This window comes from Enterobacter sp. SGAir0187, from assembly GCF_002952735.2.
In the GTDB taxonomy this organism is placed as follows: domain Bacteria; phylum Pseudomonadota; class Gammaproteobacteria; order Enterobacterales; family Enterobacteriaceae; genus Enterobacter; species Enterobacter quasiroggenkampii.
The window spans coordinates 3,984,778-3,999,665 of the sequence record NZ_CP025034.2 but is presented as its reverse complement, the minus strand read 5'-3'; the positions used below and the strand labels follow the sequence as shown (position 1 = coordinate 3,999,665).

General features: G+C 56.1%; 18 protein-coding genes. 4 read left to right on the top strand and 14 right to left on the bottom strand.

All coding sequences use genetic code 11. The features are described 5' to 3' along the window. Genes yfcD through yfcF form a run of 3 tightly spaced genes read right to left on the bottom strand, consistent with a single transcriptional unit; the run spans position 1 to position 1,863 of the window. Positions 1-555, bottom strand: a complete 555-nt coding sequence (gene yfcD, locus CWR52_RS19295) for an NUDIX hydrolase YfcD (protein ID WP_104950456.1) — start codon at positions 553-555, stop codon at positions 1-3. Between the two features lie 55 nt (positions 556-610). Further along, the gene (gene yfcE / locus CWR52_RS19290; RefSeq protein WP_129546963.1) at positions 611-1,162 is read right to left on the bottom strand and encodes a phosphodiesterase; all 552 of its coding nucleotides are present in this window, start codon (positions 1,160-1,162) and stop codon (positions 611-613) included. 56 nt (positions 1,163-1,218) lie between these two features. Continuing rightward, positions 1,219-1,863, bottom strand: a complete 645-nt coding sequence (gene yfcF / locus CWR52_RS19285) for a glutathione transferase (RefSeq protein ID WP_104950454.1) — start codon at positions 1,861-1,863, stop codon at positions 1,219-1,221. A gap of 140 nt (positions 1,864-2,003) precedes the next feature. Here yfcF and yfcG point away from each other — a divergent pair, with 140 nt between their 5' ends. From yfcG to CWR52_RS19265, 4 genes are all read left to right on the top strand, one after another. Further along, on the top strand, positions 2,004-2,633 hold the full coding sequence (gene yfcG / locus CWR52_RS19280) for a GSH-dependent disulfide bond oxidoreductase (protein ID WP_032646621.1): 630 nt from the start codon (positions 2,004-2,006) through the stop codon (positions 2,631-2,633). A 75-nt stretch (positions 2,634-2,708) separates the two neighbouring features. Continuing rightward, positions 2,709-3,077 carry a dihydroneopterin triphosphate 2'-epimerase gene (gene folX / locus CWR52_RS19275; RefSeq protein WP_023616057.1) on the top strand — a complete coding sequence of 123 codons (369 nt, stop codon included), beginning with the start codon at positions 2,709-2,711 and terminating at the stop codon, positions 3,075-3,077. A gap of 13 nt (positions 3,078-3,090) precedes the next feature. Next, the gene (locus CWR52_RS19270) at positions 3,091-3,984 is read left to right on the top strand and encodes a TIGR01777 family oxidoreductase (protein WP_045908733.1); all 894 of its coding nucleotides are present in this window, start codon (positions 3,091-3,093) and stop codon (positions 3,982-3,984) included. Positions 3,985-4,028: 44 nt separating this feature from the next. Beyond that, positions 4,029-4,547 (top strand): GNAT family N-acetyltransferase, encoded by a 519-nt coding sequence (locus CWR52_RS19265; protein ID WP_104950453.1) that lies wholly within the window; start codon positions 4,029-4,031, stop codon positions 4,545-4,547. 162 nt (positions 4,548-4,709) lie between these two features. Here the strand turns inward: CWR52_RS19265 and hisP are convergent, their stop codons facing one another. The 11 genes from hisP to accD form a co-directional block, all read right to left on the bottom strand. Next, positions 4,710-5,483: a histidine ABC transporter ATP-binding protein HisP gene (hisP, locus tag CWR52_RS19260; protein WP_045908735.1), complete on the bottom strand. Its 774-nt coding sequence runs from the start codon at positions 5,481-5,483 to the stop codon at positions 4,710-4,712. Positions 5,484-5,491: 8 nt separating this feature from the next. Next, complete coding sequence (locus tag CWR52_RS19255; protein WP_008502590.1) at positions 5,492-6,208, bottom strand: ABC transporter permease; 717 nt, start codon at positions 6,206-6,208, stop codon at positions 5,492-5,494. Then, positions 6,205-6,891, bottom strand: a complete 687-nt coding sequence (locus tag CWR52_RS19250) for a histidine ABC transporter permease HisQ (protein ID WP_014832782.1) — start codon at positions 6,889-6,891, stop codon at positions 6,205-6,207. The genes CWR52_RS19255 and CWR52_RS19250 overlap by 4 nt, the downstream gene beginning before the upstream one ends. An 88-nt stretch (positions 6,892-6,979) precedes the next feature. Continuing rightward, positions 6,980-7,762 carry a histidine ABC transporter substrate-binding protein HisJ gene (gene hisJ / locus CWR52_RS19245; protein ID WP_008502592.1) on the bottom strand — a complete coding sequence of 261 codons (783 nt, stop codon included), beginning with the start codon at positions 7,760-7,762 and terminating at the stop codon, positions 6,980-6,982. A gap of 226 nt (positions 7,763-7,988) precedes the next feature. After that, entirely contained in the window at positions 7,989-8,771 is a 783-nt protein-coding gene (argT, locus tag CWR52_RS19240; protein WP_023616063.1) for a lysine/arginine/ornithine ABC transporter substrate-binding protein ArgT, read from the bottom strand. A gap of 291 nt (positions 8,772-9,062) precedes the next feature. Beyond that, entirely contained in the window at positions 9,063-9,632 is a 570-nt protein-coding gene (locus tag CWR52_RS19235; RefSeq protein WP_104950452.1) for a UbiX family flavin prenyltransferase, read from the bottom strand. 89 nt (positions 9,633-9,721) lie between these two features. Next, positions 9,722-11,239 (bottom strand): amidophosphoribosyltransferase, encoded by a 1,518-nt coding sequence (purF, locus tag CWR52_RS19230; protein ID WP_021241570.1) that lies wholly within the window; start codon positions 11,237-11,239, stop codon positions 9,722-9,724. 33 nt (positions 11,240-11,272) lie between these two features. Further along, the gene (cvpA, locus tag CWR52_RS19225) at positions 11,273-11,761 is read right to left on the bottom strand and encodes a colicin V production protein (RefSeq protein ID WP_000262116.1); all 489 of its coding nucleotides are present in this window, start codon (positions 11,759-11,761) and stop codon (positions 11,273-11,275) included. A gap of 165 nt (positions 11,762-11,926) precedes the next feature. After that, positions 11,927-12,625, bottom strand: a complete 699-nt coding sequence (dedD, locus tag CWR52_RS19220) for a cell division protein DedD (protein ID WP_045908737.1) — start codon at positions 12,623-12,625, stop codon at positions 11,927-11,929. Further along, complete coding sequence (folC, locus tag CWR52_RS19215; RefSeq protein ID WP_104950451.1) at positions 12,615-13,883, bottom strand: bifunctional tetrahydrofolate synthase/dihydrofolate synthase; 1,269 nt, start codon at positions 13,881-13,883, stop codon at positions 12,615-12,617. Before folC ends, dedD begins: the two co-directional genes overlap by 11 nt. A gap of 70 nt (positions 13,884-13,953) precedes the next feature. Next, positions 13,954-14,859, bottom strand: a complete 906-nt coding sequence (gene accD / locus CWR52_RS19210; protein WP_104950450.1) for an acetyl-CoA carboxylase, carboxyltransferase subunit beta — start codon at positions 14,857-14,859, stop codon at positions 13,954-13,956. Positions 14,860-14,888 lie beyond the last annotated feature (29 nt).

Below are 14,888 nucleotides of genomic sequence, written 5' to 3'. Positions count from 1 at the left end.
TTACTCAGCCTCTTCCTCTTTCTCTGATTTGGTCGATTCGTTATTGGCGTTGCGGGTCATCCACAGCGCCAGCGCTTTTAACGAATCCGGCGTGAACTCGTCGCAGCGCGCGGTAATCTCCTCCGGCGTCATCCAGTTCACTTCGCTGACTTCTTCTTCCTGCAGGGCGAACGGGCCGTGAGAGACGCAGCTAAACAGCCCGCCCCAGACGCGACAGTGTTCATCCTCGAAGTAGAACTGCCCGTGCTCGGCAAACGGCACACCGGCAATGCCTAACTCTTCTTCCGCTTCACGACGCGCGGAATCCAGCAGCACTTCATCCGCCTGGACGACGCCACCTGCAGTAGCATCCAGCATACCCGGGAGAAAATCTTTCGTGTCCGTGCGGCGCTGAACCAGAATTTTACCCATACCGTCATGCACAACGATATATGTCGCACGGTGACGCAGGCGCTCCGCACGCATTTGCTCGCGGCTGGCCTGCGCGATCACTTCATTCTCTTCGTTGACAATGTCAACCCACTCTGTACTTGCCAAATGACTCTGCTCCACCATCGGGAAACCTTCTCTTCTAAGCGCTCTTTCGGCGCGTTTGCAGTTGAGGTGTAACTTACGGATTAATCGCTACCTGCGCAATAACTTGCTGATCATTAAGTGCGATAACGCTCAGGGTATTTCCTTCCAGCATGCCGTAGCTCGCAGGATACCCGCCTTTTGGGATGCTGATCGAGCCCGGATTAAAGTGATAAATCTCACCGCGTTTTTCCGCAACCGGAATATGAGTATGACCGTAAACCAGGACATCGCCAGCCGCGAGGGCCGGAAGATTATCCGGGCTGAAAAGATGCCCGTGGGTCAGGAACAGGCGGTGTTGTTCAAGCAGCACCTGTTGCCACGGAGCGGTAAGGGGGAAATGCAGCAGCATCTGGTCCACTTCGCTGTCGCAGTTGCCGCGAACGGCAATGATGCGCGAGGCGAACTGGTTGAGTTTTTCCGCGACCTGCGCAGGGGCATAGCCCTCCGGCAGCGCGTTGCGCGGGCCGTGATTCAACACGTCGCCCAAAATAATCAGCCACTGCGCACCGCTTTGTGCAAACAGGGAAAGGACACGCTCGGTTGCGGGCAGCGATCCATGGATATCCGACGCAAACATCAGTTTCATCAGTCACTCCTCGGGAAAACAGACTGCCCCCATCATACCTGAAGCGGCAGGGCTTATCAGCCCGCGCGCTTAGCCGAGAGTGCCACATAGCGCTGCACGGAGGCACGCTGCCACTGGAACGCGGCATAATCCACCAGCAGCTGCGGCACCTCATCACCGTTGAGGATCAGGCGGTTTAACATCAACGCCAGATCGGCATCGGCAATGCACCACTCGCCGAACAGGTTTGGGTTGCCATGGGCGAGCAGCGAGGTGGCGGTTTCAATCAGCTTCTGCGCGCTTTCTGCACCTTCTGCGCTGAGAGGTGGCTTTTTCACCCCGGCAAACACAACGTCCGTGGAGCGTTCGACGCGAATCGGCACCAGATCGCTTCGCAGCCACGCCTGGATCTGCCGCGCCCGGGCGCGCTTTTGCAGATCGTGAGGATAGATACGTTCCCACTCCGGGGGGGCGAACCGATCTTCCAGATACTCATCGATCGCCGACGATTCGCTCAGGGCAAATCCATCAATCTCCAGCACCGGCACGCGTCGGGTCAGATCGTAGCCCTGCCACTGCGGTTTAAGATGCTCACCACCGTCAAGATCAACGGTCTTCAGCGTAAAGGTGAGCCCTTTTTCGGCCAGCGCAACGTATACGCTCATAACATAGGGGGAAAAGAAGTTCGCATCGGACCACAACGTGATGACGGGCTGGTTCATAACATCCTCATAGGCTGATCGGTTTTTACTCAACATATAATCTCTTTGCCTCGCTGTCACTTGATGAAAACTCACGATTTACAACAACCACCTATACTCATTTGTCATGGCACCACTCTTCGCATGGACAGGAGTTGAGAATGATCGACCTTTATTACGCCCCTACCCCAAACGGCCATAAGATCACCCTCTTTCTTGAAGAAGCCGAGCTGGATTATAGGATCATTCGCGTGGATATCAGCAAAGGCGAACAGTTCAGCCCTCTTTTTCTGGCTATCTCGCCGAACAATAAAATCCCGGCCATTATTGATAACCAGCCAGCGGACGGGGGCAGACCGTTGAGCCTGTTTGAATCCGGTGAAATTTTGCTCTATCTGGCAGAGAAAACCGGCAAGCTGCTGAGCGGCGAGCTGCGTGAGCGTCACCATACCCTGCAGTGGCTTTTCTGGCAGGCGAGCGGGCTGGGCCCCATGCTGGGTCAAAATCATCACTTTACCGCTTACGCCCCGCAGCCCATTCCTTACGCGATAGAACGCTATCAGGTCGAGACGCAGCGGCTCTATGACGTTCTGAACCGTCGGCTGAAGAAAACGCCGTGGCTCGGAGGCGATCATTACAGTATTGCCGATATCGCCTGCTGGCCATGGGTGAATACGCATGAAAAACACCGAATTGACCTGGCCTCTTACCCGGCGGTAAACAACTGGTTCGAGCGCATCCGAACCCGCCCGGCGACCGAGCGGGCGATGCAAAAAATCCAGCAAATTTAACCCGGTATGAGGCTGGGTGCCGGTGAGGCACTCATGTATTATGGGCAGGAAATACTGACACGGAGAAGACCTGCAATGTCACAGCCAGACGCCATTATTCGTATAAAAAATTTACGCCTGCGTACCTTTATCGGTATCAAAGAGGAAGAGATCGCCAACCGTCAGGATATTGTCATTAACGTGGTGATTCACTATCCCGCAGACAAAGCGCGCGCCAGCGAAGATATCAATGACGCGCTGAACTATCGCACAATCACCAAGAACATTATCCAGTTTGTGGAGAATAACCGCTTCTCTCTGCTGGAAAAATTAACTCAGGATGTGCTCGATATCGCACGCGAACATCACTGGGTCACTTATGCTGAAGTTGAGATCGATAAACTTCACGCCCTGCGCTACGCCGATTCCGTCTCCATGACGTTAAGCTGGCGGCGCCAGGCGTAAACCTGGAGGTTGTATGAAGATTTTGCTGACCGGCGGTACAGGCCTGATTGGTCGTCACCTCATTGCGCGTCTGCAGGCCTTGCATCACGACATTACCGTCGTGACGCGCAGCCCGGAGAAAGCGCGTCAGGTGCTGGGGGCGGGTGTCGATATCTGGAAAAATCTGGCCGATCAGCAAAATCTGGACGGCTTCGACGCCGTCATTAACCTCGCGGGTGAACCCATCGCCGATAAGCGCTGGACGGAAGAGCAAAAACAGCTGTTATGCAGCAGCCGGTGGAACATCACCGAAAAGCTGGTCGAGCTGATCCGCAACAGCCACACGCCGCCTTCCGTGCTGATTTCGGGTTCCGCCGTGGGCTATTACGGCGATCTTGGCGAGGTGGTGGTGACCGAGGAAGAGCCGCCCCATAACGAGTTTACCCACAAACTCTGCGCCCAGTGGGAGCGTATCGCCAGTGCGGCGCAAAGCGATCGAACCCGCGTCTGCCTGCTGCGGACCGGTGTCGTTCTGGCACCGAAAGGCGGCATCCTGGCGAAGATGCTTCCCCCTTTCAGGCTCGGACTCGGGGGCCCCATTGGTAATGGCCGTCAGTATATGGCCTGGATCCATATCGACGATATGGTCAACGGGATTCTGTGGCTGCTGGATAACGATCTGCGCGGGCCGTTCAATATGGTTGCGCCGTATCCGGTGCGTAATGAACAGTTTGCCCACGCGCTGGGACATGCCCTGCACCGTCCGGCAATTTTGCGCGTGCCTGCCACGGTCATTCGTCTGCTGATGGGTGAAGCGTCTGTTCTGGTATTAGGCGGACAGAGAGCGCTTCCAAAACGGCTGGAAGCGGCCGGGTTTGCGTTCCGCTGGTATGAATTAGAAGAGGCGCTTGGGGATGTGGTGCGGTGAATATGGTACAGTGACAGGCCATTTCCCGAAGATATGGCGTCACAATGGCAACCATCACCACACCCCGGCTTCACCTCACCCCTTTCGAACCCTCTGACTGGGCCTTCTTCCGCTCGCTGCGTGAAGATCGCGCCATCATGCGCTATATGGCCGCCATCGCCCCGGAAAAAGAGACCCGACGCGTGTTTGCCGCGCGACTCGCTGCTGCTCATGTGTTTGTTATTCGCGCCCGGGATGATGATACGCCGCTGGGCGATATCGGCCTGCAAATCAGCGCAGAGAATCGTGAAGAGGCGGATATCGGCTATACGGTTGTGCCTGCCGCGCAAGGGAAAGGTATCGCCAGCGAGGCGCTGCGCGCGGTGTGTGATTATGCGTTCAACCAGACCGGCGTGAAGGCGATTAACGCGTACGTGCTGGCGGACAACGGTGGGTCGGTGCGGGTGCTGGAGAAAGCCGGTTTTGTGCGTATGCAGGTGCTGGAAAAAGCGTATGAGATTGACGGCGTGCGCTATGACGACTGGGTGTACCGGCTGGAATATGCCGGCCGACAACGGAATTAGTAGGCCCGGTAAGCGAAGCGCCACCGGGCGATTAGGCTGCACTGCGGTCTGATGCCCTCACCCCGACCCTCTCCCACAGGGAGAGGGAGAACATCCAGCCCGTTAGGCCCGGTAAGCGAAGCGCCACCGGGCGATTGGCCTGCACTGCGGTCTGATGCCCTCTTACTTCAGGGAGCCTTTAAGGAACTGCTGCAAACGCGGGCTTTGTGGGTTCGCCAGCACCTCGTCCGGGTGCCCCTGTTCTTCAATTTTTCCCTGATGCAGGAAAATCACGTGGTTCGAGACGTTACGGGCAAAGCCCATCTCGTGCGTCACCACCACCATCGTTTTGCCCTCTTCAGCCAGCTTCTGCATGATGCGCAGCACTTCGCCAACGAGTTCCGGGTCGAGCGCGGAGGTCGGTTCGTCGAACAGCAGCACCTCGGGCTCCATCGCCAGCGCGCGCGCGATGGAGACACGCTGCTGCTGACCGCCGGAGAGATGCACCGGGTATTTCATCTGCTGGCGCTCGTCGATGCCCACTTTTGCCAGGTATTTCACCGCGCGCTCGCGGGCTTCATGCTTGCTCAGGCCAAGCACCTGAACCGGCGCTTCCATCACGTTCTCCAGCACCGTCATGTGGCTCCAGAGGTTAAAATGCTGGAACACCATCGTCAGACGCGTACGCAGCAGACGCAGCTGGTGCTTATCGGCCACCTTCAGCTGGCCGTCTTTGTCACGCACCAGGTTGATGTTCTGCCCGCTCACCACAATCGAGCCTTCGCTCGGCTTTTCCAGGAAGTTAATGCAGCGCAGGAAGGTACTTTTACCCGAGCCGGATGAGCCGATGATACTGATCACGTCGCCCGCGTTTGCCTGCAGCGACACCCCTTTCAGCACTTCATGTTCGCCGTAGCGTTTGTGCAAATCAATAACGTTTAATTTGTTCTCAGCCATCATCTTTCTCAGTGCGTCGAAGAAGGTTTTATATGCTGCAACCAGCGTTTTTCAGCCTTACGGAACAGGCTAATCAGAACATAAGAGATAATTAAATAGAGCACCGCCGCAATGCCAAATGCGGTAAACGGCTGATAGGTCGCGGAGTTAATATCGCGCGCGATTTTAAGCAGATCCGGCACCGTCGCGGTAAAGGCAAGCGCGGTCGAGTGCAGCATCAAAATCACTTCGTTACTGTACGCCGGTAACGCGATACGCAAGGCCGACGGCAGAATGATGCAGCGGTACAGTTTCACCGACGAGAAGCCGTAGGCCCGCGCGGCTTCAATCTCACCGTAAGGGACAGAGCGAATTGCCCCCGCGAAAATCTCGGTGGTGTAGGCGCAGGTGTTGAGCGTCAACGCCAGCACCGTACAGTTCAGACCGCTGCGGAAGAACGCATTCAGCATCTCAGTGCCTTTTACGATCTCAAGCGTGTACATCCCCGAGTAGAACACCAGCAGCTGCACGTACAGCGGCGTACCGCGAAAGACGTAGGTGAACAGCCAGATCGGGAACTGGATAAATTTATTGTTCGACACGCGGCCAATGGCGAGAAACACCGCCAGAATTCCGCCCATTACCACGGAGGAGATCAGCAGCCAGAGCGTAATCGCCACGCCGGTAAAGCGGTAGCCATCCGTCCACAGCAGCGATTTCCAGTATTCCTGAATAATCTCAATCACAGGTCAGCCCTCTTCACACCCACGGAGTAGCGACGCTCGAGCAGAAGCAGCACACCATTGGAGACGGTCGTAAAGACCAGATAAATCACGCCACAGACCACCGCAAAGTAGAACGGCTCCCAGGTACTCTTGCCCGCCAGTTGAGTCGCTTTCACGACGTCTTCCAGACCGAGCAGCGAGACCAGCGCTGTCGCTTTGAGGATAACCTGCCAGTTGTTGCCGATGCCCGGAAGCGCATAGCGCATCATGGCCGGGAACATAATCCGGCGAAACGTTTGTGATGAGGTAAAACCAAATGCGGTTGCCGCCTCAATGTGACCTTTCGGCACGGCCATGTAAGCACCGCGGAAGGTTTCGGTGAAGTAGGCGCCGTAGATAAAACCGAGGGTAATAATACCGGCCACCATTGGGTCGATATCAATTTGTCCCATGCCCATCGCGTCCGTCACGCTGTTCAGCGCAATCTGCAGACCGTAAAAGATAAGCAGCATCAGCACCAGATCGGGAACGCCGCGAATAAGCGTGGTGTAGCCTTCAAAGATCAGCGCCAGCGGTTTGTTAGCCGAAAGCTTCGCCCCTGCGCCTGCCAGACCTATCAGCACCGCCAGCACCACGGAGCTGATAGCCAGCTCAAGGGTGACAAGCGCGCCCTGTAAAATAACGCCAGAAAATCCGTACAGCATACCGCGAGCCCTGTCGTATCGTGAGTGGTGGAACCGTGTCTTTTCCCCTCCCGCCGTGGGAGGGGCCGCACGTTATATGACGGGGCGATTAGCCGCCGTAAACATTAAAATCAAAGTACTTTTTCGCCAGCTTGTCGTACGTGCCGTCAGCGCGCATTTCAGCGAACGCTTTGTTCAGCGCCTCACGCAGTTCGTTGTCTTCTTTGCGCAGGCCCATACCGGTGCCCACACCAAACAGCTTAACGTCCTTAATGGACGGGCCACCAAACTTGTAATCTTTACCGACCGGCGTTTTCAGGAAGCCTTCGCTTGCCGCGACTTCATCCTGGAATGCGGCATCAATTCGGCCTGCCGTCAGGTCAGCGTAGATATTTTCCTGGCCCTGATAGGAGACAATTTCAATCCCCTTCGGTGCCCAGTGTTCGTTACCGTAGGTTTCCTGGGTAGTGCCCTGCAGCACGCCCACGCGTTTACCCTTCAGCGACTCCAGCGTTGGCTGAATGTCAGACGATTTCGCCACCACCAGACGTGAATCGGCCGCGTAGAGTTTGTCGGTGAAGGCAATCTCCTGCTGGCGTTTTTCGGTGATGGAGAGGGAGGACATAATTACGTCGATTTTTTTCGCTTTCAGGGACGGGATTAGCGCATCCAGCGGGTTCTCAACGTAGGTACACTGTGCTTTGATGCGTTTGCACAACTCATTGGCCAGATCGATGTCAAAACCGACCAGTTCACCCTTTGAATTCTTCGATTCGAACGGCGCATAGGTTGGATCGGTACCAATGCGAATTTTCTGCGGAATGGCTGCGAATGCCGCGGTGGCGCTGGAAAAGGCCAGTACCAGTGATAATGACAACACGAGTTTTTTCATATTTGTCCTCAACAAACTGTCTTCATACGGGATTTTTACGACGACGGGGTGGTGCTAATGTGCCATTAATCCCCTCAGTCAGGCAAAGATTAATGCCTTTCAGGCGGGAATTTTTGCATTATAAATGCGTAAGTATGCACAAAGCGATCCAATACGGTGCAACATATGCACCGTATTGGGTCAACCGCTCCCGTAACGCACCGTTACAGTGCGTTACCGCCAGGTGTTATTCACCGTATACGTTGAAGTCGAAGTATTTCTTCGCCAGTTTGTCGTAAGTACCGTCTTTACGCAGCTCCGCAAAGGCTTTGTCAAAGGCGGCTTTCAGCTCGGTATCATCCTTACGCAGGCCAATCCCGGTGCCGTCACCAAAGTACTTTTTGTCTTTCACCGACGGGCCTGCAAACGCGAATTCTTTGCCCGCAGGCTGCTTCAGGAAGCCTTCGCTCGCGGCGACTTCATCCTGGAATGCCGCATCCAGACGGCCTGCCGCCAGGTCAGAGTAAATCAGATCCTGGTTCTGATAGGCCACCACGTCTACGCCCTTCTCACGCCAGTTAGCATTGGCATAGCCTTCCTGCGTCGAGCCCTGAAGCACGCCGACATGCTTGCCTTTCAGCGAGTCGATGGTGGGCTTAATCGGGGAGCCTTTTGGCGCAATCAGGCGAGAATCCGCGGCGTAGAGCTTGTCAGAGAAGGCAATCTCCTGCTGACGTTTTTCGGTGATGGAGAGAGAAGAGATAATGGCGTCGATTTTCTTGGCTTTCAGCGACGGGATTAACGCGTCAAAGTCGCTGCCCACCCATGTGCATTTCACCGCAATGCGTTTGCACATCTCATTACCCAGATCGATATCAAACCCCACGAAATCGCCTTTCGCATCCTTGGAAGAGAATGGCGCATAGGTTGCGTCTGTACCGATACGAACCGTCTGTGGAAGCGCTGCGTAGCTACCTGCTGCCGCACTTAACCCCACGAGCAAAGACAGAGCCAGAACCGTCTTCTTCATACATTTACCCTCAAGTACCGTGATTTTATTATGTATTGTGTTGTGTGTTGTGTTGCAGGCTTCATCTTGCAGGTCTTATGCCACATTGCCGTCTGGTCAAAACTTCGACGTTAAATATGTTAATAAAACGTTGCGATATTGCCTTAATGGTGAAAGATAGCAGGTCTGCCGAACGAACCGGAGAGAGAAAAAGGGAAAAAACGAATTAAATGTCGAGGATATGATCGCCGTTGCATAATTGCCCTGAAACAGGGCAACTTGTCTTTTCATGCACCTGGTTTGTGCACAGATTCAGGCACCCTGCCAGCGGGTGAAGAGATCGTCGGGCAGGTCGATGTCAAACTGATCGAGCACCCGGTTAACCGTCTGGTTAATGACGTCGTCCAGCGTTTGCGGGCGATGGTAGAACGCGGGTACCGGCGGCATGATGACCGCGCCCAGCTCCGCAGCCTGCGTCATTAAGCGAAGATGGCCCAGGTGCAGCGGCGTTTCCCGCACGCACAGCACCAGAGGACGCCGCTCCTTCAGCACCACATCCGCCGCGCGCGTCACCAGGGTGTCCGTATAGCTATTCACAATGCCGGAGAGCGTTTTAATTGAACAGGGCAGGATAACCATGCCGGCTGTTTTAAACGAGCCTGAGGAGATGCTGGCAGCGATATCACGGGCATCGTGAACGACATCCGCCAGCGCCTGAACATCGCGCAGGGAGAGTTCGGTTTCCAGTGAGAGGGTCTGCCGCGCCGCCTGGCTCATCACCAGATGGGTTTCGACGTCCGCCACGTTACGCAGAACCTGTAACAAACGTACGCCGTAAATCGCGCCGCTGGCGCCGCTGAGCCCAACTATGAGTCGTTTCATGATTTTCGCCCTTACTGATTTCAGGGCAGACTGTGCAGGATTTTCCGGGGAGTTGCAAGTGAGGGCATACGCCCTCACCTGCCAGAGCATCAACCTTCGTTGTGCATCTCTAAGCTTTCAAGATCGTTCTGCAGCTGGACGGCTTTGGCGTCGTCGTTGCGCAGTGAATCAAGATAGTCGAGGTACTGCTGGTCAACGTCTTTGGTCACGTAAATACCGTTGAACACGGAGCATTCAAACTGCTGAATTTCTGGGTTCTCGGCACGTACCGCGTCGATGAGATCGTTCAGGTCCTGGAAAATCAGGCCATCAGCGCCGATGATCTGGCGAATTTCATCCACTTCACGGCCGTGAGCGATCAACTCGTTGGCGGTTGGCATATCAATACCGTACACGTTCGGGAAGCGAATCTCCGGCGCAGCAGAGGCCAGATAGACTTTCTTCGCACCCGCTTCGCGGGCCATCTCGATAATCTGCTCAGAAGTGGTGCCACGAACAATGGAGTCATCCACCAGCAGAACGTTCTTATCGCGGAATTCCGCGCGGTTGGCGTTCAGCTTGCGGCGCACGGACTTACGGCGCAGATGCTGCCCCGGCATGATAAACGTGCGGCCAACGTAGCGGTTCTTCACGAAGCCCTGACGGTATGGCTTATCCAGAATGCGGGCGATCTCCAGCGCGATATCGCAGGAGGTTTCCGGGATAGGAATCACCACGTCGATGTCGAGATCGTCCCACTCGCGGGCAATCTTCTCGCCGAGCTTGGTGCCCATATTGACGCGCGCGCTGTAGACGGAAATCTTGTCGATGAACGAATCCGGACGGGCAAAATAGACGTATTCAAACAGGCACGGGTTGCTGACCGGGTTGTCGGCACACTGACGGGTGAACAGCTGGCCCTTCTCGGTGATATACACCGCTTCGCCCGGCGCCACGTCGCGCAGGAATTCGAAGCCCAGGGTATCCAGCGCCACGCTCTCAGAGGCAACCATATATTCGGTACGGCCATCGCCGAGGTCGCGCTTGCCCAGCACCAGCGGACGAATGCCGTTTGGATCGCGGAAGGCGACCATGCCGTGACCGATGATCATCGCCACGCAGGCGTACGCACCGCGGATCTGGCGGTTGGTCGCGGCAATGGCAGCGAAGATATTGTCTGCTTCCAGCGGGTAGTGACGGAAGTTATCCAGCTCGCTGGCGAACACATTGAGCAGGATTTCTGAATCAGAGGTGGTGTTAATGTGGCGACGTTTCTCTTCGAACAGCTTCTTACGCAGCTCATGAGCGTTGGTCAGGTTGCCGTTATGGGCAAGCGTGATGCCATACGGTGAGTTGACGTAGAAAGGCTGTGCCTCAGAGGCGCTGGAACTGCCAGCAGTAGGATAACGAACGTGACCGATCCCCATATTACCTTGCAGACGCTGCATATGGCGGGCTTCAAACACATCGTTTACCAGGCCATTCGCCTTGCGTAAACGGAAGCAGTTGTTGGCATCAATGGTGATGATACCCGCAGCATCCTGCCCACGGTGCTGAAGCACCGTTAACGCGTCATAAATCGACTGGTTTACCGGCATGAAACCGGCGATACCGACAATACCGCACATTCGTCTTTTCCTCGTTAAGCCACATCTCAGGGTTTATGCCCTGGGCAAAAAACTCGACGAGCTTTGCAGATAGTCAAAGAACCATCTGATGATGAAGCTGAACTCTGGAATGAGCTGCGATTTCTGCCAGTCTTCACTTTTGGAGAACCCGGTGAAGGTATCCAGAAAGAACAGGATCGCGGCCACAATCAGCACGCCTCGTAATGCCCCGAAACAGATCCCGAGCACCCTGTCCGTTCCTGACAGACCGGTTTTCTCGACCAGCTGACCTATCACGTAATTCACGATAGCGCCGACAATCAGCGTTGCGATAAACAGCACCGCGATGGCAATTCCGTTTCGGACCAGTTCATCTTCAAAGCCCGTGAACCAGACAGACAGGTAAGTGTAGTAATGACTGGCGACAAAGAAAGCACAACCCCAGGTCACCAGCGATAACGCTTCACGAACAAAGCCACGGATCAGGCTAACCAGACAGGAAAAACCAATCACCGCAATGATGGCGTAATCAATCCAGACCATATGTGTCCCACGATTTAACGCCCTGTCATCCAGTTCGGGGCGAATTCTAACAGAAAAAGAAAACGTTTGCGTAGGGATTTCCTTCCCGCGCGTAAATAAAAAAGGCGCTGAAAAAATGTTCAACGCCGTGGCTTATCGCCTCTCTCTTAAAGGAGCAGGTCGTACTTAGTTTGCGCTGTAGCCCATCACCACACCGCTCAGGCCGGAGATCTGCTTCAGTTCACCCAGCGACCCTTTCAGTTTGTCTTTAGACGCTTCTGGCCCCACGAGGATACGGGTAATTTTACCCTGCACCGGCGTGGAAGGTGAAGTGTAAACACGATATCCCGCACTGCGCAGTTTGCTTACGACCTCGTTGACTTTATCAGCATTTTTCAATGCACCGAGCTGCACCACATAGGCTTTACCCGTTGGGGCAGCAGCGTCCTGCTGCGTCGGTTTTGCTGGCGGAGGCGTCTCTGACGCCGCGGCGAGCTGTTCTGCCGCTTTATCACGCTGCGGTTTCGGCTGCGGCTTCTCAACCGGCTTCGGTTTTTCAACCGGCTTAGGCTGCTCGACCGGCACAGGATCGATATCGCTGTTGCTCGTGGCCGCCAGGCGAGACGGGTCGAGCGACGGTGCGGCGGCATCACCCGCGCGCACCTCTTCCGCCGCGCCTTCCGGTGGCTGGGCAGGCAGCGCCTGCGTCGCCGCAGGCAGCATATCCGGCTCATCGCGGTCACCCGGTTTCGGCACCAGCGGAATCGCGGCAAACTCATCCTGATAATGCTTTTTCTGCCCGTCGAGCAGCCCGGGAAGAATAATCACCCCGAGCGCGACCAGCACAATGGTTCCTGTTAAACGGTTCTGAAACTTACTCGCCACCGGTTCTCCCCGCGTCCATCACTTCCATGACATGTGCCACCGTGTGGAATGAACCACACACCAGCACGGTATCTTCTGGTTTAGCATCCGCCATCGCGGCATGCCAGGCCTGCGCCACGCTACTGTAGATTGCGCCTTTGCCGAGATGTTCCATCAGCTGCTCAGCCGTCGCACCGCGCGGCCCCTCCAGAGGAGCACAATACCAGCTATCGACCACACTCTCCATGCAGGCCAGCGTCCCGCCGATATCTTTATCATGAAGCATACCGATAACCGCCAGCACGCGCCCGGTTTTTGGTAACGATTTGAGACGTCCCGCGAGATACGCCGCCGCATGGGGGTTGTGCGCCACATCCAGAATCAGGCGCGGTGACTCGCTCACAATCTGGAAACGTCCGGGCAGAATCGCGTTTTGTATGCCCTCGCGGATCGCCTGTTCGCTGACCACGAGGCCGCTGGCGCGCAGTGCCGCCAGCGCGGTGGCTGCGTTCGGCTGCGGCACCTGGGGCAGCGGCAGGTTGTCGAGTGCGCCCTGCGCATCGCTAAAGCGCCAGCCGTTGTCCTGAACCTCATACTGCCAGTCAACACTGCGGCGCAGCAACTGCGCGCCCTTCTCCTTCGCCACGTCAGCAATGGTATGCGGCATATCCGGCTCGCCAACCACGGCAGGTTTATTTGCCCGGAAAATACCGGCCTTCTCACGGCCGATACTTTCACGATCGGGCCCCAGCCAGTCAACATGATCCAGCGCGATGGAAGTCACCACCGCCACGTCCGCATCCACGATATTGGTCGCATCAAGACGTCCGCCGAGACCGACCTCAAGGATCACCACATCCAACTGCGCCTGTTTAAACAGCCAGAGGGCCGACAGAGTGCCGTATTCAAAATAGGTTAATGAGATCTCTCCGCGTGCGGCTTCAATTTCCGCGAACGATGCCGTATGCGCCGACTCCGGCAGCTCGCTGTTCTGCACACGAACCCGCTCGGTGTAGCGTACCAGATGTGGCGAGCCGTACACGCCGACCCTGTAGCCCGCCGCCATCAGGACGGATTCCAGCGTGCGGCAGGTGGTACCTTTGCCGTTGGTTCCCGCGACGGTGAACACGAAAGGCGCCGGTTTCAGCACATCAAGACGCGCGGCAACCTGGCTTACGCGCTCAAGCCCCATATCGATGGTTTTACTGTGCAGGTTTTCCAGATAAGAAAGCCACGCGGCCAGGGGCGACGTGGCTTGGGGAATGCTTTTATTTTCCATAATGCCCGGTTGTCATTAACAGATTAGAAAGCAAAAGGGCAGCGCCAACCGGCCCTGCCCTTTTCAGTTATCAGGCCTCGGGTTCCTGATCCGGTACCACCACGCCTTCACGCGGCTCATCCGGTTTCGGCGCTGGCAGATTCATCAGCTTCGCCAGGATGCGCGCCAGTTTCAGGCGCATTTCCGGACGGCGGACGATCATGTCGATGGCGCCTTTCTCAATGAGGAACTCACTGCGCTGGAAGCCCGGCGGCAGTTTTTCACGAACGGTCTGCTCGATAACGCGAGGACCCGCAAAGCCGATCAGCGCTTTTGGCTCAGCGACGTTCAGGTCGCCCAGCATCGCGAAGCTCGCGGAGACGCCGCCCATGGTTGGGTCGGTCAGCACGGAGATGTACGGCAGACCGCGCTCCTGCATCTTCGCCAGCGCTGCAGAGGTTTTAGCCATCTGCATCAGGGACATCAGCGCTTCCTGCATACGCGCACCGCCGGAGGCAGAGAAGCAGATCAGCGGACAGTTGTCTTCCAGCGCCTGCTCAACGGCACGCACGAAGCGCGCACCGACCACGGAGCCCATTGAGCCGCCCATAAAGGAGAACTCAAACGCAGCGGCAACAACCGGCATCCCATGCAGGGTGCCTTTCATGACGACCAGCGCGTCTTTCTCGCCGGTCTCTTTCTGTGCGGAGGCCAGACGATCTTTATATTTTTTGGAGTCGCGGAACTTCAGCACGTCTTTTGGCTCAAGCTCGCTGCCCAGTTCTACCAGAGAACCTTCGTCCAGCAGGCTATGCAGGCGGTTGCGCGCCGACATACGCATATGGTGGTCACACTTCGGACACACCTCAAGGTTGCGCTCCAGCTCTGCGCGATACAGAACCTGGCCGCAGCTATCACACTTCGTCCATACCCCTTCAGGAATGCTCGCTTTACGCGTTGGGGTAATGTTGCTTTTAATTCGTTCAATCCAGCTCATTGATAACCTTTCTGCCTGAACCTGGTCGT

Coding starts and splice junctions, on each gene's coding strand:
- yfcD (WP_104950456.1), bottom strand. CDS start 555: ATGGTGGAGCAGAGTCATTTGGCAAGTACAGAGTGGGTTGACATTGTC.
- yfcE (WP_129546963.1), bottom strand. CDS start 1,162: ATGAAACTGATGTTTGCGTCGGATATCCATGGATCGCTGCCCGCAACC.
- yfcF (WP_104950454.1), bottom strand. CDS start 1,863: ATGAACCAGCCCGTCATCACGTTGTGGTCCGATGCGAACTTCTTTTCC.
- yfcG (WP_032646621.1), top strand. CDS start 2,004: ATGATCGACCTTTATTACGCCCCTACCCCAAACGGCCATAAGATCACC.
- folX (WP_023616057.1), top strand. CDS start 2,709: ATGTCACAGCCAGACGCCATTATTCGTATAAAAAATTTACGCCTGCGT.
- CWR52_RS19270 (WP_045908733.1), top strand. CDS start 3,091: ATGAAGATTTTGCTGACCGGCGGTACAGGCCTGATTGGTCGTCACCTC.
- CWR52_RS19265 (WP_104950453.1), top strand. CDS start 4,029: ATGGCAACCATCACCACACCCCGGCTTCACCTCACCCCTTTCGAACCC.
- hisP (WP_045908735.1), bottom strand. CDS start 5,483: ATGGCTGAGAACAAATTAAACGTTATTGATTTGCACAAACGCTACGGC.
- CWR52_RS19250 (WP_014832782.1), bottom strand. CDS start 6,891: ATGCTGTACGGATTTTCTGGCGTTATTTTACAGGGCGCGCTTGTCACC.
- hisJ (WP_008502592.1), bottom strand. CDS start 7,762: ATGAAAAAACTCGTGTTGTCATTATCACTGGTACTGGCCTTTTCCAGC.
- argT (WP_023616063.1), bottom strand. CDS start 8,771: ATGAAGAAGACGGTTCTGGCTCTGTCTTTGCTCGTGGGGTTAAGTGCG.
- CWR52_RS19235 (WP_104950452.1), bottom strand. CDS start 9,632: ATGAAACGACTCATAGTTGGGCTCAGCGGCGCCAGCGGCGCGATTTAC.
- purF (WP_021241570.1), bottom strand. CDS start 11,239: ATGTGCGGTATTGTCGGTATCGCCGGTTTCATGCCGGTAAACCAGTCG.
- cvpA (WP_000262116.1), bottom strand. CDS start 11,761: ATGGTCTGGATTGATTACGCCATCATTGCGGTGATTGGTTTTTCCTGT.
- folC (WP_104950451.1), bottom strand. CDS start 13,883: ATGGAAAATAAAAGCATTCCCCAAGCCACGTCGCCCCTGGCCGCGTGG.
- accD (WP_104950450.1), bottom strand. CDS start 14,859: ATGAGCTGGATTGAACGAATTAAAAGCAACATTACCCCAACGCGTAAA.